Origin of the sequence: Pseudomonas auratipiscis (assembly GCF_036324085.1) — a bacterium.
Lineage (GTDB): Bacteria > Pseudomonadota > Gammaproteobacteria > Pseudomonadales > Pseudomonadaceae > Aquipseudomonas > Aquipseudomonas auratipiscis.
Map to the genome: position 1 here is coordinate 12,832 of NZ_JAZDCU010000020.1, position 23,658 is coordinate 36,489.

21 protein-coding genes are annotated in these 23,658 nt (G+C 58.4%); 9 read left to right on the forward strand and 12 right to left on the reverse strand.

Features of this window, described 5'->3' with window-relative positions; genetic code table 11:
- Nucleotides 1-8: 8 nt before the first annotated feature.
- The 6 genes from V0R60_RS22465 to V0R60_RS22490 all read right to left on the reverse strand — a co-directional run bounded on the left by V0R60_RS22465 (nucleotide 9) and on the right by V0R60_RS22490 (nucleotide 8,810).
- Nucleotides 9-1,019, reverse strand: a complete 1,011-nt coding sequence (locus V0R60_RS22465) for an ABC transporter permease subunit (RefSeq protein ID WP_136478001.1) — start codon at nucleotides 1,017-1,019, stop codon at nucleotides 9-11.
- Nucleotides 1,020-1,093: 74 nt separating this feature from the next.
- Nucleotides 1,094-2,689 (reverse strand): ABC transporter substrate-binding protein, encoded by a 1,596-nt coding sequence (locus V0R60_RS22470; RefSeq protein ID WP_330080717.1) that lies wholly within the window; start codon nucleotides 2,687-2,689, stop codon nucleotides 1,094-1,096.
- A 74-nt stretch (nucleotides 2,690-2,763) separates the two neighbouring features.
- Nucleotides 2,764-4,089, reverse strand: coding sequence for an OprD family porin (locus V0R60_RS22475; protein WP_136479022.1), 1,326 nt, complete (start codon nucleotides 4,087-4,089; stop codon nucleotides 2,764-2,766).
- Nucleotides 4,090-4,311: 222 nt separating this feature from the next.
- A complete protein-coding gene (locus V0R60_RS22480) occupies nucleotides 4,312-5,904 on the reverse strand; it encodes an ABC transporter substrate-binding protein (protein ID WP_330080718.1) in 1,593 nt (530 codons plus the stop codon).
- Between the two features lie 251 nt (nucleotides 5,905-6,155).
- Nucleotides 6,156-7,781, reverse strand: a complete 1,626-nt coding sequence (locus V0R60_RS22485; RefSeq protein ID WP_136477998.1) for an ABC transporter substrate-binding protein — start codon at nucleotides 7,779-7,781, stop codon at nucleotides 6,156-6,158.
- A 315-nt stretch (nucleotides 7,782-8,096) separates the two neighbouring features.
- Nucleotides 8,097-8,810, reverse strand: a complete 714-nt coding sequence (locus V0R60_RS22490) for an SIMPL domain-containing protein (RefSeq protein ID WP_136477997.1) — start codon at nucleotides 8,808-8,810, stop codon at nucleotides 8,097-8,099.
- Between the two features lie 202 nt (nucleotides 8,811-9,012).
- On the opposite strand from V0R60_RS22490, the gene V0R60_RS22495 reads away from it, so the two are divergent.
- From V0R60_RS22495 to V0R60_RS22510, 4 genes are all read left to right on the forward strand, one after another.
- The gene (locus V0R60_RS22495; RefSeq protein WP_136477996.1) at nucleotides 9,013-10,269 is read left to right on the forward strand and encodes an ATP-binding protein; all 1,257 of its coding nucleotides are present in this window, start codon (nucleotides 9,013-9,015) and stop codon (nucleotides 10,267-10,269) included.
- Nucleotides 10,269-10,829, forward strand: a complete 561-nt coding sequence (locus V0R60_RS22500; protein WP_136477995.1) for a response regulator transcription factor — start codon at nucleotides 10,269-10,271, stop codon at nucleotides 10,827-10,829. Before V0R60_RS22495 ends, V0R60_RS22500 begins: the two co-directional genes overlap by 1 nt.
- A gap of 107 nt (nucleotides 10,830-10,936) precedes the next feature.
- Nucleotides 10,937-11,878 carry an AEC family transporter gene (locus V0R60_RS22505; RefSeq protein WP_136477994.1) on the forward strand — a complete coding sequence of 314 codons (942 nt, stop codon included), beginning with the start codon at nucleotides 10,937-10,939 and terminating at the stop codon, nucleotides 11,876-11,878.
- 51 nt (nucleotides 11,879-11,929) lie between these two features.
- A complete protein-coding gene (locus tag V0R60_RS22510; RefSeq protein WP_136477993.1) occupies nucleotides 11,930-13,303 on the forward strand; it encodes an amino acid permease in 1,374 nt (457 codons plus the stop codon).
- A 24-nt stretch (nucleotides 13,304-13,327) separates the two neighbouring features.
- On the opposite strand, the gene V0R60_RS22515 is transcribed toward V0R60_RS22510, so the two are convergent.
- The 6 genes from V0R60_RS22515 to gatC form a co-directional block, all read right to left on the reverse strand.
- Complete coding sequence (locus V0R60_RS22515; RefSeq protein ID WP_136477992.1) at nucleotides 13,328-13,705, reverse strand: carboxymuconolactone decarboxylase family protein; 378 nt, start codon at nucleotides 13,703-13,705, stop codon at nucleotides 13,328-13,330.
- A gap of 10 nt (nucleotides 13,706-13,715) precedes the next feature.
- Nucleotides 13,716-14,759 (reverse strand): calcium/sodium antiporter, encoded by a 1,044-nt coding sequence (locus V0R60_RS22520; protein ID WP_136477991.1) that lies wholly within the window; start codon nucleotides 14,757-14,759, stop codon nucleotides 13,716-13,718.
- Nucleotides 14,760-14,821: 62 nt separating this feature from the next.
- A complete protein-coding gene (locus tag V0R60_RS22525; protein ID WP_330080719.1) occupies nucleotides 14,822-15,193 on the reverse strand; it encodes a septal ring lytic transglycosylase RlpA family protein in 372 nt (123 codons plus the stop codon).
- A gap of 91 nt (nucleotides 15,194-15,284) precedes the next feature.
- Complete coding sequence (gene gatB, locus V0R60_RS22530; protein WP_136477989.1) at nucleotides 15,285-16,730, reverse strand: Asp-tRNA(Asn)/Glu-tRNA(Gln) amidotransferase subunit GatB; 1,446 nt, start codon at nucleotides 16,728-16,730, stop codon at nucleotides 15,285-15,287.
- Nucleotides 16,731-16,741: 11 nt separating this feature from the next.
- A complete protein-coding gene (gene gatA, locus V0R60_RS22535) occupies nucleotides 16,742-18,193 on the reverse strand; it encodes an Asp-tRNA(Asn)/Glu-tRNA(Gln) amidotransferase subunit GatA (RefSeq protein ID WP_330080720.1) in 1,452 nt (483 codons plus the stop codon).
- 16 nt (nucleotides 18,194-18,209) lie between these two features.
- Entirely contained in the window at nucleotides 18,210-18,497 is a 288-nt protein-coding gene (gatC, locus tag V0R60_RS22540) for an Asp-tRNA(Asn)/Glu-tRNA(Gln) amidotransferase subunit GatC (protein WP_136477987.1), read from the reverse strand.
- Between the two features lie 203 nt (nucleotides 18,498-18,700).
- Here gatC and mreB point away from each other — a divergent pair, with 203 nt between their 5' ends.
- The 5 genes from mreB (at nucleotide 18,701) to rng (ending at nucleotide 23,622) form a co-directional block, all read left to right on the forward strand.
- Nucleotides 18,701-19,738, forward strand: coding sequence for a rod shape-determining protein MreB (gene mreB, locus V0R60_RS22545; RefSeq protein ID WP_008371426.1), 1,038 nt, complete (start codon nucleotides 18,701-18,703; stop codon nucleotides 19,736-19,738).
- A 214-nt stretch (nucleotides 19,739-19,952) separates the two neighbouring features.
- On the forward strand, nucleotides 19,953-20,960 hold the full coding sequence (gene mreC / locus V0R60_RS22550) for a rod shape-determining protein MreC (RefSeq protein WP_375547296.1): 1,008 nt from the start codon (nucleotides 19,953-19,955) through the stop codon (nucleotides 20,958-20,960).
- Nucleotides 20,960-21,448 carry a rod shape-determining protein MreD gene (mreD, locus tag V0R60_RS22555; protein ID WP_136477985.1) on the forward strand — a complete coding sequence of 163 codons (489 nt, stop codon included), beginning with the start codon at nucleotides 20,960-20,962 and terminating at the stop codon, nucleotides 21,446-21,448. The genes mreC and mreD overlap by 1 nt, the downstream gene beginning before the upstream one ends.
- Before the next feature lie 34 nt (nucleotides 21,449-21,482).
- Nucleotides 21,483-22,088, forward strand: coding sequence for a Maf family protein (locus tag V0R60_RS22560; protein WP_136477984.1), 606 nt, complete (start codon nucleotides 21,483-21,485; stop codon nucleotides 22,086-22,088).
- Between the two features lie 76 nt (nucleotides 22,089-22,164).
- Nucleotides 22,165-23,622 (forward strand): ribonuclease G, encoded by a 1,458-nt coding sequence (rng, locus tag V0R60_RS22565; protein ID WP_045184755.1) that lies wholly within the window; start codon nucleotides 22,165-22,167, stop codon nucleotides 23,620-23,622.
- The last annotated feature ends 36 nt before the right edge of the window (nucleotides 23,623-23,658 follow it).

Consider the following 23,658-nt stretch of genomic DNA (forward strand, 5'->3'; position numbering starts at 1 on the left):
CGTGGCCCTCAGCGCTGATGACGGATGCGTGGGTTGGCCAGGCCGTAGAGGATGTCCACGACGAAGTTGACCAGGATCACCAGGCAAGCAATCAACAGAATGCCGTTCTGTACCACGGGGTAGTCACGGGCGCCGATAGCTTCGATCAACCATTTGCCGATGCCTGGCCAGGAAAAGATCGTCTCGGTCAGTACCGCACCGGCCAGCAATGTGCCGACCTGCAGGCCGAAAACCGTAAGTACGGGAATCAGCGCATTGCGCAGGCCATGGACAAATACCACCCGAGCAGGCGACAGCCCCTTGGCCCGGGCGGTGCGAATGTAATCTTCGCGCAGCACTTCAAGCATTGAGGAGCGAGTCATCCGCGCGATCACTGCCAACGGAATGGTACCGAGCACAATGGCCGGCAGAATCAGGTGCATAACGGCGTCCTTGAACGCGCCTTCCTCATCGCTGAGCAGGGTGTCGATGAGCATGAAGCCGGTTTTCGGCTCGATGTCGTAGAGCAGGTCGATGCGCCCGGAAACCGGGGTCCAACCAAGGCTTACGGAGAAGAACATGATCAGAATAAGGCCCCACCAGAAGATCGGCATCGAATAGCCAGCCAGGGAAATACCCATTACTCCGTGATCGAACAGCGAACCGCGCTTCAGTGCGGCGATTACCCCCGCCAGCAGGCCGATCACCCCGGCGAACAGCAAGGCTGCCAGGGACAGCTCCAACGTCGCCGGAAACAGGGCAAGAAACTCGGTCCACACGCTTTCACGGGTACGCAGCGATTCACCCAGGTCTCCTTGGGCAAGTTTGCTGACGTAATCCAGATATTGCTCTGGCAGGGGTTTGTTCAGGCCGAGGCGCTCCATGGCCTGGGCATGCATTTCTGGGTCAACCCGGCGTTCACCCATCATCACCTCCACCGGGTCACCGGGTATCAGGCGTATGAGTGCGAATGTAAGCAAGGTAATGCCGAAAAAAGTCGGGATCAAAAGTCCCAGGCGCCGGGCAATAAAACTAAACATCTTATGGTGTACCTCATCAGCCGGTCAGGCAGTCCCGCCAGCGCCCGGGTAGGGCACTGACGGTCGTTCTTGTTCTACTTCACCTGGGTGGTGGCGAAGTTGTTATTGGTGAGGGGGTTGATGTGGTACCCCTCCACGTTGCTACGCATGGCAGTAAACATCTTCGGATGCGCCATGCTGATCCACGGTTGATCTTCATCGTACACCGCCAGGGCCTTTACATAGAGCGCTGCGCGCTCATCTGTGTCGGACACTGTACGTGCCTTGTCGATCAATGCCTGGAATGTCTTATTGCACCAGCGTGCATAGTTCTCTCCGCTTTTGACTGCATCGCAACTGAGCAGGGGAGTCAGGAAATTGTCCGGGTCGCCGTTGTCGCCTGCCCAGCCGGTAGAGACCATATCGGCTTCACCCTTTTTCGCCCGGCGCAGCATTTCGGCCCACTCCATGATACGGATATCGACTTTCAAACCGATCCTGGCAAGGTCGGCCTGAAGCATTTCTGCACTCAGGCGGGGGTTGGGGTTGGTCGGGCCGCCGCCATTGCGGGTGAATAGGGTCAGCACTGTACCGGGCGGTACGCCGGCTTGCTTGAGCAGGTCGCGGGCCTTGTCGAGGTCGCGGGGTGGGTTGCGGTTACTGGTGTTGTAGCCCATCAGTGTTGGCGGATAGGGGTTGATCGCCACGAGCGCATTGCCTTTGCCAAACAACTGGTCGACATGGGTCTGGCGATCGAAGGCGATGTTGATCGCTTTGCGCACGCGCACGTCACTCAAGTATTTGTGTTCGGTATTGAGTGAGATGTAGCCGGTGGTCAACGCCTCCATTTCGGCAACCTTGAGTGTGGGATCTGCCTTGATGCTGTCGATGTCATCCGGCTTGGGATAAAGCGCCACCTGGCACTCATTTGCTTTGAGCTTCTGCAAGCGCACGTTGTTGTCGGTGGCGATGGCGAAGATCAGGGCATCGGCGGGTGGTTTGCCGCGAAAGTAGTCCGGATTGGCTTTATAGCGAACCTGGGCGTCCTTGTTGTAACGCTGGAAGATGAACGGACCGGTGCCAATAGGTTTGCTGTTGAGCGCTGCTGTTTGTCCGGCCTTGAGCAACTGGTCGCCGTACTCCGCCGAGTAGATCGAGGTGAAGGCCATGGCCAGATCAGGCAAGAACGGCGCTTCAGGACGATTAAGGGTAAAGACTACGGTGTGATCATCGGTTTTCTCGACGCTCTTGATCAGGGCCTTGAACCCCATGCTTTCAAAATAGGGAAAGCCGATGCTGGTCTTGTTGTGCCACGGATGGTTGGAGTCCAGCTGGCGACGGAAGCTCCACAGCACATCGTCGGCATTCAGTGGGCGAGTCGGTGTGAAGTAGGCAGTGGTGTGGAACTTCACACCTTCGCGCAAGTGAAAGGTATAGGTCATGCCGTCGGCACTGATCTCCCAGCGCTCGGCCAGGGCCGGCTGGATTTCAGTGGTGCCGGGCTTGAAGTCCACCAGGCGATTGAAAATGGTTTCAGCCGACGCATCGGCAGTCACCGCGGTGGTGTACTGGACGATATCGAAGCCTTCCGGGCTGGCTTCGGTACAGACCACCAACGGCTTGGCCGACAGGCTTGCAGCGGCGCTCAACAGGAGGGCTGTCAGGGCAGCCTGTAGCGGTAGCGATTTCATGAACTCTCCCTGCTATCAATTAAGCCAGCGTAGTCGCCACGACCGATTCAGCGAACCGGTCGTGGCTGCCGTTGCTAGAGAATGTTGAACGGAATGGTGGTCACGATGCGCAGCTCATCGAGACTGCCGTCCGCCTGGGCCTTGCTCGCCCGGTGGGCGGTGTAGGTCGCGCGGACAGTGGTGTCCTTGAGCGCACCGCTCTGCACGGCATAGCTGGTACCGATACCCCACTCATAATGGTTCTCGCCGTCCTGGTTCTGCACGTCATAGCCAGTGCCCTTGTAGTGTGTGCCATCGATGCCCCAGCCGCGTGCGTTGTATAGGTTGAATTTCAAACCTGGTACGCCGTACTGGGCCATGTTCAACACATAAGCTATCTGCATCGATTTTTCGTTCGGACCGTTGAAGTCCGAAAGCAGGGAGTTGGCCAGGAAGATGGCGTTGGTTTCATGCAGGTAGTCGAAGTACTCGTTACCGTTGACCTGCTGGTAGGAGAACGTCAGGTTGTGCGCCTGATGCGTGAGCCCCAGCGACAGGCTGTAGGTATCGTTGTCGATTTCACCAAGTTTGCTGCGTCCCTCGTCCTTGGTCTTGTAGTAGTTCAGCCCGGTGTTCAGGCTCACTACCGAACTGTCGCCCAGCTCATGGTTGGCACTGAAGTAGTACTGGTTCCAGAAATCCTCGACCTTGGAAGCATACAGGCTGGTCCTCAGGCTTTGCAGTGGCTGGTAGGTGATGCCGGCCATGCTGATGCGATCAGTTTCTACACCATTGGCCGCGTACTCGGAGCGGAATTTGCTCAAGCTCTGCTCCGTGCGTGGCGAGACGCGATCAAAGGAGCCGACGTCGAACGACAGGTTGTTGAACTCTTCGCTATGAATGCTCACACCCTGGAAACTTGAGGGCAGGGCGCGGTTGCCGATGTACGCAATCACCGGTGTATCCACCGAGTGGCGGCCGGCGGTCAGGGTAGTGTTGGAGACCCGCGCCTTGACGTTGGCCAGGCCCATCTTGCTCCATTGGCCGATGACATCACCGTCACTATGGGTAAGGGTGCGATTGTTCGGTCCGGCGACGGCGGCACGGCCTTGCTCCAGGGCCACGGCGTTATAGGCTGCGACTTCTGTGGCGAAGCCTACGGTGCCTTGGGTGAAGCCGGAGCTGTAATTGAGAATGGTGCCTTGCAGCCAGTTGTCACGGCTGTGGGTATCGTGGCGAGTGCCATCACTCTTGTAATACTTCCAAAGCGGTGCGCGGGTGGCACGTTCGCGGGCATACCAGTTACGTGTCGAGCCGGACAGGCTGTGTCCCTCGATGAAACCTGTGGCTTGTTCTTGGGCACTGGTGGTTTTGACGCTGAGCGGAACATAGTCCTGGCTCGCGGGTTCGGCCTGGGCCATGGCTGACAAGCCACCAAGGGACAGGGCCAATACTGCAGTTTGGGTTCGTCTCAAGTTGAAGCTCCCTTTTCTTTTCTTTTTTTAGTTGCCGCCTGGCCTCGTGAGCTGGGCGTCTTGCCGGTTGCAGCAAGCCTTGCAAACGTTTGCTTGAGCACAAACGGTCTTATTCGGGCAACGATCGCCCGTGGGGATGGTGTTCACCCCCTTGGACGATCCCGGTTTTTATTCGGTGCTGACGCCTGAGAAGCTGTTACGTCCGAACGGACTGACCTTGAAATCCACGACCTTGGCACTGAGCGGCTGGTTGACCGTCGAGTGCGCAATCGGGGTGATAGGCAATTGCTGTCGCAGCCGTTGTTGCGCCTGTTTGTAGAGAACGGTGCGTTGCTCGCGGTCGGTAACGGTCTTGGCTTGCTTGACCAGAGCGTCATACTGCGGGTCACACCACATTGAATAGTTGTTGCTGCCAATCGCATCACAGCTGTAGAGCGTGCCCAGCCAGTTGTCTGGGTCGCCGTTGTCACCGGTCCAGCCGATCAGCGTTACATCGTGTTCACCATCCTTGGTGCGCTTGAGATATTCCCCCCACTCGTAGCTGACAATCTTCACTTTGAAGCCAATTTTGCTCCAGTCAGCCTGGAGCATTTCAGCCATCAGCTTGGCGTTGGGGTTGTAGGGGCGTTGCACAGGCATAGCCCACAGGGTGACTTCGCTGCCTTCTTTGACGCCTGCAGCCTTGAGCAGCTCGCGGGCCTTGTCCGGGTTGTAATCTGCATCCTTGATGGTGTCGTCGTAGGACCATTGCGTGGGTGGCATGCTGCCGACCGCCAGTTGTCCGGCATGTTGGTACACCGCTTTGACGATGGCCGACTTGTTCACCGCCATATCCATCGCCTGGCGTACTTCGAGCTGGTCGAACGGTTTGTGTTGAACGTTGTAGGCGATGTAGCCGAGGTTGAACCCGGGCTTTTCGATGACCTGCAGTTTTGGATCACGCTTGAGGCTGTCGAGGTCGGCAGGGCGGGGATTGAGGGTGACCTGACACTCGTCCTTGCGCAGTTTTTGGATGCGTACCGAGGGGTCGACGTTGATCGAGAAGATCAGTTGCTCGATCTTGACCTGGCTGGGGTCCCAGTAATCCTTGTTGCCGCGGTAGCGGATCTGCGAGTCCTTCTGATAGCGCTGAAATACGAACGGACCGGTGCCGATGGGTTTCTGGTTGATATCGCTGGGCCGGCCAGAGGTCATCAGCTGGTGGGCGTATTCGGCGGAAAGGATCGAAGCAAAGCTCATTGCCAGGTTCTGCACGAAAGCGGCATCGACGCTGTTGAGGGTGAATACCACTGTCATCGCGTCGGTTCTCTCGATCCGGGCAATGTTTTTGTCCAGGCTCATGCTGGTGAAATAGGGAAACTCGGTGGGATAGGCCTTGCGAAAAGGGTGTTCGCGGTCGAGCATGCGCTTGAAAGTGAATAGCACGTCGTCGGCGTCGAACTCGCGGGTCGGCGTGAATTCCTTGTTGCTGTGAAATTTGACCCCTTCGCGCAGGTGGAAGGTGTAGGTCAGGCCGTCCGGCGAAACCTCCCAGCTTTTTGCCAGCGCTGGCTTTACTGCGGTAGCTCCGCGTTCGAACTCTACCAGGCGGTTATAGATCGGCTCGGCGGCGTCGTTGTCGGTGGCGCTGGTGTATTGGGCGGTGTCGAAACCGCCTGGGCTGCCTTCGGAGCAGAACACCAGGTTCTTGGCCAGCCCCTGGGGGGCCTGGGTGAGCAGGCCGAGGCCCAGTAAAGCTGCAAAAATGGAGGTATGGCGCATGGGCAATCCCTTCTCTCTTGTTTTTTTGAGCGGTTCAAGGCGCACAGCCATGCGGATCGCACCGACTGAAGTGGAGCTTTGACGGTAAGGCCATCAGCGCACTTCAGCGAGGTACAATTCCGTATATATGTGTAGGAAGATTCCGAGAGTGCGGTACGACTTTTCCTTGTCGTTGCACGGGCGGATTGCCTGCCAAGCCTCGGGCTTCAGCCCTGGACGTCATTGCGTCGCAAGGCTGAAGAAGTTGGCGGCTATTTGCTGACGCTGACCCCATAGAAGGAGTTCAAGCCGAATGGGCTGATCTTGAAGTCCTGTACGGTGGCGCGCATAGGTTGATACACCGTCGAGTGAGCGATCGGTGTCATTGGAACCTGGTCTTTGAGGCGATGCTGGGCTTGCTTGTACAGCTCGGTACGCTTGGCTTGGTCAGAAGTGGCCTTGGCCTCTTTGATCAGCTTGTCGTATTCAGGGTCACACCATTTCGAAAAGTTGTTACCGCTGATGGCGTCGCAGCCGAACAGAGTGCCAAGCCAGTTGTCCGGGTCGCCGTTGTCACCGCTCCAACCAATCAGCATTGCGCCGTTCTCGCCGCCCTTGGAGCGCTTGATGTACTCGCCCCACTCGTAGCTGATGATCTTGGCCTTGATGCCGATCTTGCCCCAGTCGGACTGCAGCATTTCGGCCATCAATTTGGCGTTGGGGTTATAGGGGCGTTGAACCGGCATGGCCCATAGGGTGATCTCGGTGCCTTCTTTGACCCCGGCTTCCTTGAGCAACTGTTTGGCTTTTTCCGGATCGTAAGGCACATCTTTGATGGTGGTGTCGTAGGACCATTGGGTTGGCGGCATAGCGTTGACCGCCAGTTGCCCGGCACCTTGGTAGACCGAGTCGATGATCTGCTGTTTGTTCACCGCCATGTCCAGGGCCTGGCGAACCTTGAGTTGAGCCATGGGGTTGGGTTCGTTGCTGCCCTTGATCTTGTCCATCACGTTGTAGGCGATGTAGCCGAGGTTGAAACCGGCCTGGTCGGGCATCTTCAGGTTCGGGTCTGCCTTGAGTGGCTCGATGTCGGCGGGTCGTGGGAACAGCGTGACCTGGCATTCGTTTTTCTTCAGCTTCTGCATCCGCACCGAAGCGTCGGTGGTGATGGCGAAGATCAGGTTATCGATCTTCACGTCATCGGGTTGCCAGTAGTCCTTGTTGCCCTTGAAGCGGATCTGCGCATCTTTCTGGTATTTGCTGAACACGAAAGGGCCGGTGCCGATCGGCTTTTGATTGAGATCGGCGGGTTTGCCCTGCTTGAGCAATTGCTCGGCGTATTCGGCGGACTGGATCGAGGCGAAGCTCATCGCCATGTTCTGGATGAATGCTGCGTCGACACCATTGAGGGTGAACCTGACGGTGTGATCGTCGATCTTCTCGACCTTGGCGATGTTTTTGTCCATGCCCATGTCAGTGAAGTACGGGAACTCGGTTGGATAGGCCTTGCGGAACGGCATGTCCTTGTCGAGCATTCGATTGAAGGTGAACAGGACATCGTCGGCGTTGAATTCGCGGGTTGGCTTGAAGAAGTCGGTGGTATGGAATTTAACCCCTTCACGCAAGTGGAAGGTGTAGGTCAGGCCGTCGGGGGAAACGTCCCAGCTGGTTGCCAGACCTGGAATTACTGCCGTGCCGCCGCGCTCGAACTGGCTCAATCGGTTGAAGACAGTCTCGGCTGAAGCATCGAAGTCTGTTCCGGTGGTGTACTGCCCCGGGTCGAAGCCAGCGGGACTGCCTTCGGAGCAAAACACCAGATTAGTCGCCGCTAGGGCGGATGGAGCGCTGGCAAGCAAGCCGGCGCCGACTAGAAACGGAATGACCGCGTGTTTGAGCATGGTGGCCTCATTGTTGTCATTTTTAATAGAGGTGGCCTTGTGAGCCGACCTTTGGATACTTATGCAGGGCCCGTACCTAATGCAAGAGTGAATTTGATACGTGATGACAAACAGTGGAACGAACGTACAGGAATGTCGCCTCAGTATAATTTTTCTACGGAGTTAAACGTTTGCGCGGTTCAATTTATGGATGTTTCGAAGATGTTACATGTTGGCGGGCGCACCTAAGGCACCACATTGGTGCGTTGAAGTGCTGAATGTAGCGGGGTTCGCGGCAGCCTCAGCTACCGCGAACAGTACAAAAGGTAACGCTACTTAAGGCATCTGGATTTCAATGGTACCGTCGGCACTGAGGGTGACCTGGCTGGTACCCGCTTCGATTTCCGGCGCGGGTGCTGCATCTTCGGCCATGCTCGCTTTCATCATCATAGGCGCACTGCGGGCATACGGATGCGGATAACCGCTGCTATTGAGGTTCAGGTTGACGACTTTGTAGCCCTTGCCACCCAAAGCTTCAGTGGCCAACTGCGCACGGGCCTTGAAGGCGTTGACTGCATCCTTGAGCAAGTCGTCTTCGCTGATCTTGCGCGTTGCCGGGGCGATGGAGAAATCCATGCCGCCCATTTTCAGGTCTTGCAGCAAGGTACCGGTGAGCTTCGACAAGGCCGGGAAGTCGGCGCTTTCCAGGCGCAGTTCGGCACGTTCACGCCATCCAGTGATTTTCTGGCCTTTGTTGTCGTAAATCGGGTAGCTGTTGCGGCTGCCCTGACTGATCTTGATCTCCTTGACGTCGCGGGCCTGCTCCACCGCCTTGTTCATGGTCTCAGTGATCTCTTTTGCCAGCTTGCCCGGGTCGGTGTTCTGCGCTTCGCTGTACAAAGTCACAATCATCAAGTCACGTGCAACTTCTTTGCTGACTTCAGCACGCAGCGAGATCTGGTTGTAGCGTGGCTCTTCTGCCAAGGCAGGAAGGCTGGCAAGCAGGCTGGAGGCCATCACGAGAGCAGCGCTGCGACGGGAATTAAGCATGTATGACTCCTTGAAAATGAGGCGTGGACACTGTGAAATCCATTCCACGCAGGCTCATAAGACTGGCAACAGTGTAGTGAGGTTCAAAAAGGCCATCATTGTTGTGTAAAAAAGTGTGGCGCTTTGCCGCATCCCTGCAGACCACGGTGCAGCTTCGGTATACTCGCCACGATTCGCCCTGGAGCACTCATCAGGAGAGCTCATGCTCGCCCCCGTACAAATGCTTTCTGCAACTCGTCAGAACCTCTGGCGCCTGACCTTCATCCGCATTCTGGTACTGGCTGCCCAGGCAGGCTCGGTGGGCGTCGCCTACTGGACCGATTTGCTGCCGCTGCCTTGGTTGTCGCTGGTCATTACGCTCGGCCTGTCGAGCCTGTTGTGTGCCTTTACGGCCTTGCGCCTGCGTTTGTCGCTGCCGGTCACCGAACTCGAATACGCCTTCCAGCTCGCTTGCGACCTGTTGATCCACAGCGCCTTGTTGTATTACTCCGGGGGCTCGACCAACCCATTCGTTTCTTATTACCTGGTGCCTCTGGCTATTGCCGCGGTGACCTTGCCCTGGGTCTACTCATTGGTGCTCTCGGGCATCGCCCTGGCGGCCTACAGTTTGTTGCTGGTGCAGTTTTACCCGCTGGAAACCTTCCCTATGGCGCGGGAGAAAATGCAGGTCTACGGCATGTGGTTGAGTATTGCCCTGGCTGCTGCGGTGATCACATTCTTTGCGGCGAAGATGGCTGAAGAGTTACGTCGCCAGGAACAGTTGCGTGCAGAGCGGCGCGAAGAAGGGCTGCGCGACGAACAGTTGCTGGCTGTCGCCACTCAGGCCGCCGGTGCTGCCCATGAGTTGGGCACGCCGCTGGCGACCATGAGCGTCCTGATCAAGGAAATGCGCCAGGACCACCACGATCCATTGCTGCAGGAAGACCTGGCGGTGCTGCAGGATCAGGTCAAGTTGTGCAAGGAAACCCTGCAGAATCTTGTGCGCGCTGCAGAAGCCAACCGGCGTATGGCGGTGGAGCTTCAAGATGTTACTGCCTGGCTGGATGAGGCACTCAATCGCTGGCACTTGATGCGTCCCGAGGCCAGCTATCGCTTTCAGCGCCTGGGGCAAGGCAGCGTACCGCAACTGGCGCCACCGCCGGACCTGACTCAGGCGCTACTGAACCTGTTGAACAATGCAGCCGATGCCTGTCCGGATGACCTCGAAGTGCGCCTGGATTGGGACGCCCAGGATGTACTGATCAGCATCCGCGATCATGGCCCGGGCGTGCCGGCTGCCATAGCCGAATCGATCGGAAAACCTTTCTTTACTACCAAGGGCAAGGGTTTCGGCCTAGGCCTGTTCTTGAGCAAGGCCAGCGTTACCCGTGCTGGCGGCTCGGTAAAACTCTATAGTCATGAAGAGGGCGGTACGCTCACTGAGCTACGCCTGCCGCGTGACGCGCGAGGAGATGTGTGATGAGTGATGAAATCCAGGTTGAAGGCGAAGAGCTCCCGCACTTGTTGCTGGTAGACGACGACGCCACCTTTACTCGAGTCATGGCGCGGGCCATGAGTCGCCGAGGTTTTCGCGTGAGCACGGCGGGTTCCGCTGAAGAGGGGTTGTTGCTTGCCCAGCAGGATGTACCGGACTACGCCGCCCTGGATTTGAAGATGGATGGCGACTCGGGCCTGGTGTTGTTGCCCAAGCTGCTTGAACTCGATCCGGAAATGCGCGTGGTGATCCTCACCGGTTACTCGAGTATCGCTACGGCGGTGGAAGCCATCAAGCGCGGCGCCTGCAACTACCTGTGCAAACCGGCCGATGCCGACGATGTACTGGCGGCCTTGTTGTCCACCCACGCAGATCTTGACAGCCTGGTACCGGAAAACCCGATGTCGGTAGACCGTCTGCAGTGGGAACATATTCAGCGCGTGTTGACCGAGCACGAAGGTAATATCTCTGCCACGGCACGTGCCCTGGGTATGCATCGTCGTACCTTGCAGCGCAAACTGCAGAAGCGCCCGGTTCGGCGCTGAAACTTATTCTTGGGTGCCCCAATGGGCGTAGACCTGCTCTGCGATTGCGTGGCGTCGTTGCTGGCGTATCATTAGCCACCTAACGACAACCCACGGAACCCTTGCGCATGCTCGCCCTTTTCCTTCAGACGCTGAACATCACGGCACCTGTGTTTGCCATGTTGTTCATGGGCGTGCTGCTCAAACGTATCCATGCAATCAACGACGGCTTTATCCACACCGCCTCGGCATTGGTGTTCAACGTTTGTATGCCGGCGCTGCTGTTCCTGGGGATTTATCACGCCGACCTGACCACGGCAGTGCAGCCGCAATTGCTGCTCTATTTTGCCGCCGCCACCCTTATCGGCTTTGGTCTGGCCTGGGGCATGGCAATCTGGCGTTGCCCGCGGGAAGACCGCGGGATCTACACCCAAGGTGCGTTTCGCGGCAACAACGGGGTGATTGGTCTGGCGCTGGCGGCGAGCATGTATGGCGACTATGGCATTTCACTCGGCGCTATTCTCGCCGGCCTGGTCATCCTGCTCTACAACTCGCTGTCAGTGGTGGTGCTTGCGGTGTACAGCCCCAGCGCCAAGTCCGATCCCTGGAGTATCTGCAAAAGCATTCTGCGCAACCCACTGATCATCAGTGTGCTGCTCGCGGCTCTGCTCGCTTATGGGCAGGTTGCATTGCCTAATTGGCTGCTGACCTCGAGCGATTACCTTGCACAAATGACCTTGCCGCTGGCACTGATTTGCATCGGTGGCACATTGTCGCTGACGTCCCTGCGCCAAAGTGGCGGGTTGGCGGTGAGTGTCAGTCTGCTGAAAATGGTCTGGCTGCCACTACTGGCCACCGTGGGTGCTTTTCTCTGTGGTTTTCGTGGCGCCGAACTGGGTATTTTGTTCCTCTATTTCGGTAGTCCCACGGCAGCTGCTAGCTATGTGATGGCCCGATCCAGCAATGGCAACCATCAGCTAGCCGCAGCGATCATCGTAATAACTACGCTGATGGCAGCGATTACCACCAATATCGGCATCTTTTTCTTGCAGTGGGGCGGCTGGATCTAGATTCTGTAAAAAAATAATTCCAATACTGCCTCTTACCTTCGAGGACACTTCATGCAAGACGAGATCACCCCAGAACGGCTGCACCGGGGGCTGAAAAACCGCCATATCCAGTTGATTGCGCTGGGGGGCGCTATCGGCACCGGTCTGTTTCTTGGGATTGCACAAACAATCCAGCTGGCCGGCCCCTCAGTATTGCTCGGTTATGCCATTGCCGGTGTGATTGCCTTTTTCATCATGCGCCAGTTGGGTGAGATGGTGGTCGAAGAGCCGGTGTCCGGCACCTTCAGCCACTTCGCTCATCGCTACTGGAGCGAGTTCGCCGGGTTCATGTCCGGCTGGAACTATTGGGTGCTCTACGTACTGGTTGGTATGGCCGAACTGACGGCCGTGGGTATTTACATTCAGTATTGGTGGCCGGGCTTTCCGACCTGGGCGACCGCCGCCATCTTCTTCGCGATAATCAACCTGATCAACCTTAGCCAGGTGAAAGTCTTTGGCGAGATGGAGTTCTGGTTTGCTTTGATCAAGGTCGTTGCCATCGTCAGCATGATTGCCTTTGGTGGCTACTTGCTGATCAGTGGCAATGGTGGGCCTGACGCCAGCGTTGCCAACCTGTGGCAGCACGGCGGCTTTTTCCCCAATGGCATCGGTGGCCTGATGATGGCCCTGGCAGTGATCATGTTTTCCTTCGGTGGCCTGGAACTGGTGGGTATCACCGCCGCTGAAGCCGACAATCCCAAGCACAGCATTCCCCGCGCGACTAACCAGGTTATCTATCGCATTCTGATTTTCTACATTGGTGCCCTTGCAGTGCTGTTGGCATTGTATCCGTGGCAGAAAGTAGTGCAGGGCGGCAGTCCCTTCGTGATGATTTTTCATGCCCTGGACAGCAACGTTGTCGCCACCATCCTCAACCTGGTGGTGCTGACCGCGGCGCTTTCGGTTTACAACAGCTGTGTGTACTGCAACAGCCGCATGCTCTTCGGCCTGGCTGTGCAGGGTGATGCACCCAAGCGTCTGCTCAAGGTCAATGCCAGGGGCGTACCGTTGGCAGCCTTGGGGATTTCAGCGCTGGCGACCGGCTTGTGTGTGGTAATCAACTACCTGATGCCGGCTGAAGCCTTTGGCTTGCTGATGGCGTTGGTGGTGTCATCGCTGGTAATCAACTGGGGCATTATCAGCATTACCCACTTGAAGTTCCGTCGCGCCAAGCATGCTGCAGGCCAAACGACGTTCTACAAGAGCTGGGGCTATCCGCTGACCAACTATGTGTGCCTGGGTTTTCTGGCCCTGATTCTGGTCATCATGTACCTGACCCCAGGCATCCGCATTTCGGTGTTGCTGATTCCAGCCTGGCTGGCGGTACTGGGTGTGGCTTTCTGGTTGAAGAAGAAAGGCCACAAGGCCGCCGTCGCTGCCGATTGACGACCTGTGCCTGGAGGTGATCGATCAGCTGTTCTGGTAGCTATCGATCACTTCCTGGGCGGCGCGAAACGCGTCGATTGCCGCCGGAACACCGGCATACACTGCGCAATGCAGCAACGCTTCACGAATCTCTTCGACACTGCAACCATTGTTCAAGGCGCCGCGTACGTGGCCCTTGAGTTCCTGTGGGCATTTAAGTGCTGTCAGCGCAGCCAGGGTAATCAGGCTGCGGGTTTTCAACGGCAAACCTTCACGGCTCCATACACTGCCCCAGGCATGTTCGTTGACGAAGTCCTGTAGCGGCTGGGTGAACGCTGTGGCATTTCCCAGTGCACGGTCGACAAAGGTGTCGCCCATGACTTGGCGGCGGACCTGCTCGCCGGTTTTGGTGTTGTCGCCCATCTTGTTTTCCTTAGTGTTGGCGGCGCCAGGCGCGCAGGGTGGTATACAGCAAGAGCGCGCCTAGTGCAGGCAGCGCATAGAACAGCATCAGTTTTTCCAAGCGGGTGGCCAATGGCATGCCCGTGGTGAAGGCCACCACGTGCAAACCATAAGCCAGGTACAAGCCAAGAAACACCAGACCTTCGGCGCGGGTCACGCGATAGCCCGAGTAGAACACTGGTAGGCTCAAGGCGGCGACGCCAAGCATTACCGGCAGGTCGAAATCCAGGGCGTTAGGGGAGATGGACAGCGGCTCAGGGGCCAGCAGGGCGGTAAGGCCGAGCACTCCCAGGAGGTTGAACAAATTGCTGCCAATCACGTTGCCCACGGCAATTTCCCGCTCGCCGCGCAGTGCGGCAATCAGCGAGGTGGCCAACTCCGGTAGAGAAGTGCAGACCGCAACGACTGTCAGGCCGATTACGCGTTCAGACAGCCCCAGGTCGCTGGCAACTTCGACAGCGGCTTCCAGCAGCAAATGGCCGGCCACACTCAACAAGCCCAACCCGGCAAGCATCATCAACAGGCTGGTAAGCCAAAACCCGCCGTCTTGCTGCGGGCGTGGGCCGGGAGCAGGGAAGGTGCGTGCATAGTGACGCGACTGATGCCAAAGCACCGCCAGATAGGCGACCAAGGCCAGTAACAGCAACATCCCCTCGAGTCGGCCAAGCAATTCATTGAGTGCCAGCAGGTAGACCAGCAGGCTGGCTCCGATCATCAGCGGTATATCCAGGCGCACCAGTTGGCGCGAGACTCGAAGTGGGATGATCAGGGCTGCGAGGCCGAGGATGACCAGGATGTTGAAAATGTTGCTGCCAATTACGCTGCCCACCGCCACGTCTGGGGCCCCGGTGTAGGCTGCCTGCAGGCTGACCGTCAGCTGCGGCGCACTGCTGCCGAAGGCTACCAGGCTCAAGCCGATGATCAGTGGGCGAACCTGCAGGCTGGCGGCCAGACGCAGGGCCGAACGTACCAGCAGTTCGGCGCCGGTGATGAGCAACAGCAAGCCTACCGCCAGTTGCAGCAGGCTGAAGGTGGGTAAGGCGGCCAGGTCGAAAATGATCGTGCTCCGTAACAGCGTCAGTCGCTGAGACTTTGTACCCGTACACGCGCCGTTCCGCTACGGATCATGCCCAGTTTTTCTGCGGCAGCCCGTGACAGGTCAATCAATCGCCCGCGGGTATGGGGGCCGCGGTCATTGATGCGCACAATTACGCTACGGTCGTTGTTGAGGTTGGTGACCTTGACCTGGGTGCCAAATGGTAAGCTGCGGTGGGCCGCGGTCATGGCATTTTGATTGAAGGGCTCGCCACTGGCAGTACGTTTGCCATGGTGACGGGAGCCGTAATAGGAGGCAGTGCCGGATTTGTCGTAACCGCGAGGATCAATATCGTGGCTGGCGCAACCGGCCAGCAGGGTAAAAAGCGCGAGTGCGCTGAGGGGACGCCACATGTGTGCAGATGCTCCGTGGGGTGGCTTTCGCGGGCACACCAGCTCCTACTGTGTAGGAGCCGGTGTGTCGGCGAAAAGCAGGTGACGCGAATTACCCTTCGAGCTTGCTTTTGAGCAATTGGTTCACTTGCTGCGGGTTGGCCTTGCCCTTGGAGGCTTTCATGGCCTGACCGACGAAGAAGCCGAACATCTTGCCGCGCTTGGCTTCATCGGCGGCACGGTACTGTTCGACCTGCTCGGCATTGGCGGCGAGCATTTCGTCCAGCACCTTCTCGATTGCACCGCTGTCAGTCACTTGCTTGAGGCCTTCGGCTTCGATGATCTGGTCAGCATCACCTTCACCCGCCGCCATCTTCTCGAACACAACCTTGGCAATCTTGCCGCTGATGGTGTTGTCGAGGATACGCTGCAGCATGCCGCCCAACTGCGCTGCAGTGACCGGAGCCTGGTCAATTTCCAGGCCAAGCTTGTTGAGCAGGCTGCCCAACTCGACCATGACCCAGTTGGCGGCCAGTTTGGCGTCGCCGCATACCGTCACTACCTGCTCGAAGTAGTCGGCTTGTTCGCGACTCGAAGCCAGCACGTTGGCGTCGTAGGCCGACAGGCCGAACTGGCTCTGGAAGCGCTCGCGCTTCTGCGGTGGCAGTTCTGGAAGGGTGGCGCGAATGGTGTCGAGGAACGCGCCTTCGATGACCACTGGCAGCAGGTCCGGATCGGGGAAGTAACGGTAGTCGTTGGCTTCCTCTTTGCTGCGCATGGAGCGCGTCTCGTCCTTGTTCGGATCGTACAGACGGGTTTCCTGGACGACCTTGCCGCCATCTTCGATCAGTTCGATCTGGCGCTGGATTTCGCTGTTGATCGCGCGCTCGATGAAGCGGAACGAGTTGACGTTCTTGATCTCGCAGCGGGTGCCGAATTCAACCTGGCCTTTTGGTCTGATCGAAACGTTGCAGTCGCAACGCAGCGAACCTTCAGCCATGTTCCCGTCGCAGATGCCCAGATAACGGACCAGGGCGTGGATAGCCTTGACGTAGGCGACCGCTTCCTTGGCGCTGCTCATCTCCGGTTCGGAAACGATTTCGAGCAACGGGGTGCCGGCACGGTTTAGGTCGATACCGGTGGAGCCGCTGAAATCTTCGTGCAGGCTTTTGCCGGCGTCTTCTTCCAGGTGCGCGCGGGTAATGCCGATACGCTTGACGGTGCCGTCTTCAAGGGCGATGTCCAAGTGGCCCTTGCCGACAATCGGCAGCTCCATCTGGCTGATCTGGTAGCCCTTGGGCAAATCAGGGTAGAAGTAGTTCTTGCGCGCGAAGACGTTGTGATGACCGATCTCGGCGTCAATCGCCAGACCGAACATGCAGGCCATACGCACAGCTTCCTGGTTGAGCACCGGCAGTACGCCGGGCATGCCCAGGTCGATCAGGCTGGCCTGGGTGTTCGGTTCGGAACCGAAGGTGGTGGCGCTGCCGGAGAAAATCTTCGACTGGGTGGCGAGCTGGGTGTGAATCTCCAGCCCGATGACAACTTCCCATTGCATGTGGTGATCCCTCAGAAGCCGTTAGGTGCGCGGGTGTGCCAATCAGTCACTTGCTGATAGCGGTGCGCGACGTTGAGCAGGCGGCCTTCCTGGAAATACGGGGCGAGCAGCTGCACGCCGACCGGCAGACCATCGACAAAACCGGCTGGCATGGACAGGCCCGGCAGGCCCGCCAGGTTGGCGGTGATGGTGTAGACGTCTTCCAGGTACGCAGCGACCGGGTCGTTGTTCTTGGCGCCGATCTTCCAGGCCAGGTTTGGCGTGGTCGGGCCGAGAATCACGTCGACGTCGTTGAACGCTGTCATGAAGTCGTTCTTGATCAGGCGGCGGATTTTCTGCGCTTGCAGGTAATACGCGTCGTAGTAGCCGGCCGAGAGCGCATAGGCACCCACCATGATGCGACGCTGTACTTCGGGGCCGAAGCCTTCGCCTCGGGAGCGTTTGTACAGGTCGGTCAGGTCAGCCGGGTTCTCACAGCGGTAGCCGAAACGTACGCCGTCGAAACGCGACAGGTTGGACGAAGCTTCGGCAGGGGCGATGACGTAGTAGGCCGGAATCCCGTGCTGCATGTTCGGCAGGCTGATTTCCTTGACTACGGCACCGAGCTTTTCCAGCTCCTTGACGCTGGCCTGGATCAGGTCGGCGATACGTGGGTCCAGGCCCGCTCCGAAGTACTCCTTCGGCAGGCCGATGCGCAGGCCTTCGAGCGAGCCGTTCAGGGCGGCGCTGTAGTCGGGTACCGGCTCATCGATGCACGTGGAGTCCTTGGCGTCGAAACCGGCCATGCCTTGCAGCATCAGTGCGCAGTCTTCGGCAGTGCGAGCAAGCGGGCCGCCCTGGTCGAGACTGGATGCGTAGGCGATCATGCCCCAGCGTGAAACACGACCGTATGTCGGTTTCAGGCCTGTGAGGTTGGTCAGCGCAGCCGGCTGTCGGATAGATCCGCCGGTATCAGTGCCGGTAGTCGCCGGCAGCAGGCGCGCAGCTACAGCCGCGGCCGAACCGCCGGACGAGCCGCCCGGTACGTGCTCCAGGTTCCATGGGTTCTTCACCGCGCCGTAATGGCTGGATTCGTTTGCCGAACCCATGGCGAACTCGTCCATGTTGGTCTTGCCAAGGGTCACTGTGCCGGCTTCGGCCAGCTTGCTGACGACGGTGGCGTCATAAGGTGCCTTGAAGTTGTCGAGCATCTTCGAGCCACAGCTGGTGCGGATCCCTTGGGTGCAGAACAGGTCTTTGTGGGCGATTGGCGCGCCGAGCAGAGGGCCATTGTCGCCCGCCGCACGGCGGGCATCAGCCGCACGAGCCTGACTGATGGCCAGCTCTTCGGTGACACTGATGAAACTGTTCAGTTGTGGGTCGAGCTGGTTGATCCGCTCCAGCAGGGTGCGGGTCAGCTCTTCGGAGGAGAAGCTCTTGTCGGCGAGTCCGCGGGCGATCTCGGCCAGGGTCAGTTGGTGCATGGCAGGCTCTATTCCCTTACTCGATGACTTTCGGAACCAGGTACAGGCCGTTTTCCGTCGACGGGGCGATGGCCTGGTAACTGTCTCGATGGTTACTTTCTGTTACCACATCGGCGCGCAGGCGCTGATTGGCTTCCAGCGGATGCGCCAGTGGCTCGATGCCAGTGGTGTCGACTGCTTGCATCTGGTCGACCAGTCCCAGAATACTGTTCAAGGCATCGGTAGTGCGTGGTAGATCGGCTTCATTCAGGCCCAGTCGGGCCAGATGAGCGATCTTTTCCACGTCGCAGCGTTCAAGCGCCATGGGGATCTCCTGGGGAAACAAAAAACGGATTTGGTCCGCGATGAGGAACATGCTGGCGGATTTACGGTCATAAGGCCGCGATTGTGCGCTGGCTTGCTCGGAAAAACTGCCAATTTAACATATTGGCGCCTTGCCCAAAATCCCCGCCGTTGTTAGAGTTTGCCGCACTTTTTTACCCACGCGTTGCCTAGGGTCACTTTCCCATGTTCAAGAAACTGCGTGGCATGTTTTCCAGCGATCTTTCCATCGACCTGGGCACTGCCAACACCCTTATTTACGTGCGTGAGCGCGGTATCGTCCTGAATGAGCCCTCGGTTGTGGCCATTCGTACTCACGGCAACCAGAAAAGTGTCGTCGCGGTAGGTACCGAAGCCAAGCGTATGCTGGGCCGTACGCCCGGCAACATTGCTGCCATTCGTCCGATGAAGGACGGCGTCATCGCCGATTTCAGCGTTTGCGAAAAAATGCTGCAGTACTTCATCAACAAGGTTCACGAGAACAGCTTCCTGCAGCCAAGCCCGCGGGTGCTGATCTGTGTGCCGTGCAAATCGACCCAGGTCGAGCGCCGTGCCATCCGTGAGTCGGCGCTGGGCGCCGGTGCCCGCGAAGTGTTCCTGATCGAAGAACCGATGGCTGCCGCTATCGGTGCCGGCCTGCCGGTCGAGGAAGCTCGTGGTTCGATGGTCGTCGATATCGGTGGTGGTACTACCGAAATCGCGCTGATCTCTCTCAACGGTGTGGTCTATGCCGAATCCGTTCGTGTGGGCGGTGACCGCTTCGACGAAGCGATCGTGACCTATGTGCGTCGTAACTATGGCAGCCTGATCGGTGAGTCCACGGCTGAGCGCATCAAACAGGAAATCGGCACTGCCTACCCAGGTGGTGAAGTGCGTGAAGTCGATGTTCGCGGCCGTAACCTGGCCGAGGGCGTGCCTCGTGCTTTCACCCTGAATTCCAACGAAGTGCTCGAAGCACTGCAGGAGTCCCTTGCGACAATCGTTCAAGCGGTCAAAAGCGCGCTGGAGCAGTCGCCGCCGGAGCTGGCTTCGGACATCGCCGAGCGTGGCCTGGTCCTGACCGGTGGTGGCGCCTTGCTGCGCGATCTGGACAAGCTGCTTGCCCAGGAAACCGGCTTGCCGGTTATCGTTGCCGAAGACCCGCTGACCTGTGTTGCTCGTGGCGGTGGCCGCGCCCTGGAAATGATGGATAAACACACCATGGACCTGCTCTCCAGCGAGTAAGCTGGCTGCAGTAAACATGCCGCCCGGTTTACAGGTAGTGCCCACAGTGCTACCTGTATGTGCTGGGCTGACGTCCGCGTGGGCGTCATTTTCTGTCAATCCGCAAGCAGGCCGGTGCTTTGCCGTATGAATGACCTCTTGAATCGTCTTCCACGAGGAGCGGCTTATTAAACCGCTTTTCGCCAAGGGCCCTTCGCTGGGCGTGCACCTGCTCGTGCTGGTTGTGATGTCTATCACCTTGATGGTGGTCGATGCGCGCTTCCCGTTGCTCAAGCCCGTACGCAGCCAGATGGGTCTGGTGTTGATGGAGTCCTATCACATCACCGACTTGCCGCAGAGCCTGTGGCAGGGTATCGCCAGCCAGTTTGGCAGCCGCACGGAGCTGGTCGCCGAAAACGAAAAACTCAAGACCGAAGCCTTGCTGATGCAAGGGCGCGTACAGAAACTCGCCGCCCTTACCGAGCAGAACGTGCGCCTGCGCGAACTGCTCAACTCCTCAGCATTGGTCAATGAGAAAGTCGAAGTCGCCGAGCTGATCGGTGTCGATCCCAATCCGTTCACGCACCGCATCCTGATCAACAAGGGCGAGCGGGACGGCGTGGTGTTGGGGCAGCCCGTCCTCGATGCCCGGGGCTTGATGGGGCAGGTGGTCGAGTTGATGCCCTACACCGCGCGTGTATTGCTGCTCACCGACACCACCCACAGCATCCCGGTGCAGGTGAACCGTAACGGCTTGCGCGCAATTGCCAGCGGCACGGGTAATCCCGAGCGCCTGGAACTGCGGCATGTCGCTGACACTGCCGACATCAAGGAAGGCGACCTGTTGGTCAGCTCCGGCCTCGGGCAGCGCTTCCCAGCCGGTTATCCGGTGGCCACGGTAAGAGAAGTCATCCACGACTCCGGCCAGCCGTTCGCCATCGTCCGGGCTGTGCCGACTGCAGCACTCAATCGCAGCCGTTACTTGCTACTGGTGTTCACCGACAGCCGTACCCCCGAGCAGCGTGCCGCCGATGCCGCCATGGCTCAGGAGGCAGCGGATCGCCAAGGCTTGCCGGGCAGTGGTGATGCTGCACAGCCCGGCGCTGCTGCTACAGCACCTGCTCCGGCGGCCGGCACAACGCCAGCAGCGCCTGTTAGCAACGGCCAGGCACCAGGCGTAGCGCCCGCACCGGCGACAACTCCGGCCGCAACTGCCCCGACACCTACCCCGGAGAGACACTGATGGTGAGTACTCGCAGCCGTAACGGCTGGGTGGTCTGGCTAACGTTTGTGTTGGGCCTGTTGCTCAGCGTTTCGCCATTGCCGCAGTTCATGGAAGTCTTCCGCCCCATGTGGCTGGCACTGTTGCTGGCGTTCTGGACCCTGGCCCTGCCGCATAAAGTCGGCATGACCACAGCCTTTTTTCTGGGACTTGCCGAAGATGTGCTGTACGGCACCTTGCTGGGGCAGAACGCGCTGGTACTGACCCTGATTACTTTCCTGGTGCTGACCTTGCAACAGCGCCTGCGGATGTTCCCGATGTGGCAACAGAGCCTGGTGATCCTGGTGATCTTCGGTCTGGCCCAACTGGTACAGCTATGGTTGAGCGCACTTACCGGCAACCGTCTGCCGACGCTTGCCCTGATCTGGTCGGCGGTCATCAGTGCCTTGCTATGGCCGTGGATCAGCTTTGCCCTGCGCGGACTGCGACTGCGTCTGAGCATCAACTGAGCCCGCTTCCCGACGTTGACAGGGAGAAGTCACGATGACCCAGCTGTACCTGGCCTCCGGTTCACCCCGCCGCCGCGAGTTGCTGACCCAGATCGGCGTACCCTTCACTACTCTTAGTGCGGCGGTGGACGAAAGTCCGCTGCCCGATGAGGCGGCACCCGCATACGTCGAGCGCCTGGCCGTAGCCAAGGCTAAGGCCGGACTGGCCGCTCTGCCGCCAATGGACACGAGTGCTCACCTGGCGGTGCTGGGTGCAGACACCGCCGTAGTCCTCGATGGCCAGATCCTGGGCAAGCCTGTCGACCGCGACGACGCCTTGGCGATGCTGCTCTCGCTTTCCGGGCGCGAGCACCAGGTGCTGACGGCTGTTGCATTGGCAGACCAACAGCGCTGCCTGAGTGTTTGCGTCGCCAGCCTGGTACGTTTTCGCACGATCTCCAGGCAGGAGGCCGAAGCCTATTGGGCCAGCGGCGAATCCATGGATAAAGCCGGAGCCTATGCCATCCAGGGCCTGGGTGCGATATTCGTTGAGCGTATCGAAGGCAGTTATTCGGCAGTGGTGGGTTTGCCGCTGAGCGAAACCGCCGCATTGTTGGGGCAATTTGCCATTCCTTGTTGGCAGTCGTTGTCGGCCCGTTGATTGAGGACAATGCCGTTGCTAGCCAGTCGCCTCAGAGCGATCCATCATTACTGAAGTCCTTTGACGAGAGCCTGCCATGAGTGAAGAGATTCTGATCAATATCACACCGATGGAATCACGCGTGGCGGTGGTGGAGAACGGTGTTCTTCAAGAGGTGCATGTCGAGCGTACGCAACGGCGCGGTATCGTCGGCAATATCTATAAAGGTAAGGTGGTTCGCGTGTTGCCTGGAATGCAGGCGGCGTTTGTCGATATTGGCCTGGATCGCGCAGCGTTCATTCACGCATCGGAGATTTCCCAGCGCGAAGGGTCGTCTGTGGAAAGCATCAGCGCATTGGTGCATGAAGGCCAGAGCCTGGTAGTGCAGGTCACCAAAGACCCGATTGGCTCCAAGGGCGCACGGCTAACCACTCAGTTGTCGATTCCCTCGCGCTACCTGGTGTACATGCCGCGTACCAGCCACGTCGGTATTTCCCTGAAGATCGAAGACGAAGCCGAACGCGAGCGACTCAAGCAGGTAGTGACCGATTGTGTTGCCCAGGAAAACATTCAGGATGCCGGCGGTTTTATTTTGCGTACGGCGGCAGAAGGGGCGGGCGCCGACGAAATTCTCATGGATATTCGCTATCTGCGCAGGCTTTGGGATCAGATTGGTGCGCAGATCAAGACAGTTGGGGCACCAACGGAAATCTATGAAGACCTCGGTCTGGCGTTGCGGACCCTGCGCGACCTGGTCAACCCGAAAATCGAGAAAATCCGGATTGACTCACGGGAAACCTTCCAGAAAACCACGCAGTTCGTCGGTGAGCTGATGCCGGAAATTGCCGATCGCCTCGAGCACTATCCAGGCGAACGGCCGATTTTCGACCTGTATGGCGTCGAAGATGAAATTCAGCGTGCGCTGGACCGCAAGGTACCGCTCAAGTCAGGCGGTTATCTGGTGGTAGACCCGGCAGAAGCGATGACCACCATCGACGTCAATACCGGGGCGTTCGTCGGCCACCGCAACCTTGAAGAGACCATTTTCAAGACCAACCTCGAAGCCGCCACCGCCATTGCCCGCCAGCTGCGCCTGCGCAACATAGGCGGCATCATCATCATCGATTTCATCGACATGGAAGATGAAGAGCACCAGCGCCAGGTGTTGCGGACCCTGGAAAAGCAATTGGAGCGCGACCACGCCAAGACCAACATCATCGGTATCACCGAACTTGGCCTGGTGCAGATGACCCGTAAGCGTACCCGCGAAAGCCTCGAGCAGGTTCTGTGCGAGCCATGCCATTGCTGCCAGGGGCGGGGCAAGTTGAAAACTCCGGAGACAGTTTGTTACGAGATTTTCCGCGAGATCCTCCGCGAGGCCAGGGCCTATCAGGCTGAAGGCTATAGAGTGCTGGCCAATCAGAAGGTAGTCGACAGGCTGCTCGATGAAGAGTCGGGCAACGTCGCCGAGCTTGAGACCTTCATTGGTCGAACCATTCGTTTCCAGGTCGAGTCAATGTACTCCCAGGAACAATACGATGTGGTGCTGCTCTGACGTCTGAATGCATCCGGTCGCACCGAGGGCTGGAAA

Bases quoted from the DNA above. Each gene is read 5' to 3' on its own strand.
- V0R60_RS22465 (WP_136478001.1), bottom strand. From the start codon at position 1,019: ATGTTTAGTTTTATTGCCCGGCGCCTGGGACTTTTGATCCCGACTTTT.
- V0R60_RS22510 (WP_136477993.1), top strand. From the start codon at position 11,930: ATGCAAGACGAGATCACCCCAGAACGGCTGCACCGGGGGCTGAAAAAC.
- V0R60_RS22485 (WP_136477998.1), bottom strand. From the start codon at position 7,781: ATGCTCAAACACGCGGTCATTCCGTTTCTAGTCGGCGCCGGCTTGCTT.
- V0R60_RS22495 (WP_136477996.1), top strand. From the start codon at position 9,013: ATGCTCGCCCCCGTACAAATGCTTTCTGCAACTCGTCAGAACCTCTGG.
- V0R60_RS22560 (WP_136477984.1), top strand. From the start codon at position 21,483: ATGACCCAGCTGTACCTGGCCTCCGGTTCACCCCGCCGCCGCGAGTTG.
- V0R60_RS22505 (WP_136477994.1), top strand. From the start codon at position 10,937: ATGCTCGCCCTTTTCCTTCAGACGCTGAACATCACGGCACCTGTGTTT.
- V0R60_RS22490 (WP_136477997.1), bottom strand. From the start codon at position 8,810: ATGCTTAATTCCCGTCGCAGCGCTGCTCTCGTGATGGCCTCCAGCCTG.
- gatC (WP_136477987.1), bottom strand. From the start codon at position 18,497: ATGGCGCTTGAACGCTGCGACGTGGAAAAGATCGCTCATCTGGCCCGA.
- gatB (WP_136477989.1), bottom strand. From the start codon at position 16,730: ATGCAATGGGAAGTTGTCATCGGGCTGGAGATTCACACCCAGCTCGCC.
- V0R60_RS22515 (WP_136477992.1), bottom strand. From the start codon at position 13,705: ATGGGCGACAACACCAAAACCGGCGAGCAGGTCCGCCGCCAAGTCATG.
- gatA (WP_330080720.1), bottom strand. From the start codon at position 18,193: ATGCACCAACTGACCCTGGCCGAGATCGCCCGCGGACTCGCCGACAAG.
- V0R60_RS22475 (WP_136479022.1), bottom strand. From the start codon at position 4,089: ATGGCCCAGGCCGAACCCGCGAGCCAGGACTATGTTCCGCTCAGCGTC.
- V0R60_RS22470 (WP_330080717.1), bottom strand. From the start codon at position 2,689: ATGAAATCGCTACCGCTACAGGCTGCCCTGACAGCCCTCCTGTTGAGC.
- V0R60_RS22500 (WP_136477995.1), top strand. From the start codon at position 10,269: ATGAGTGATGAAATCCAGGTTGAAGGCGAAGAGCTCCCGCACTTGTTG.
- mreB (WP_008371426.1), top strand. From the start codon at position 18,701: ATGTTCAAGAAACTGCGTGGCATGTTTTCCAGCGATCTTTCCATCGAC.
- rng (WP_045184755.1), top strand. From the start codon at position 22,165: ATGAGTGAAGAGATTCTGATCAATATCACACCGATGGAATCACGCGTG.
- V0R60_RS22525 (WP_330080719.1), bottom strand. From the start codon at position 15,193: ATGTGGCGTCCCCTCAGCGCACTCGCGCTTTTTACCCTGCTGGCCGGT.
- V0R60_RS22480 (WP_330080718.1), bottom strand. From the start codon at position 5,904: ATGCGCCATACCTCCATTTTTGCAGCTTTACTGGGCCTCGGCCTGCTC.
- mreD (WP_136477985.1), top strand. From the start codon at position 20,960: ATGGTGAGTACTCGCAGCCGTAACGGCTGGGTGGTCTGGCTAACGTTT.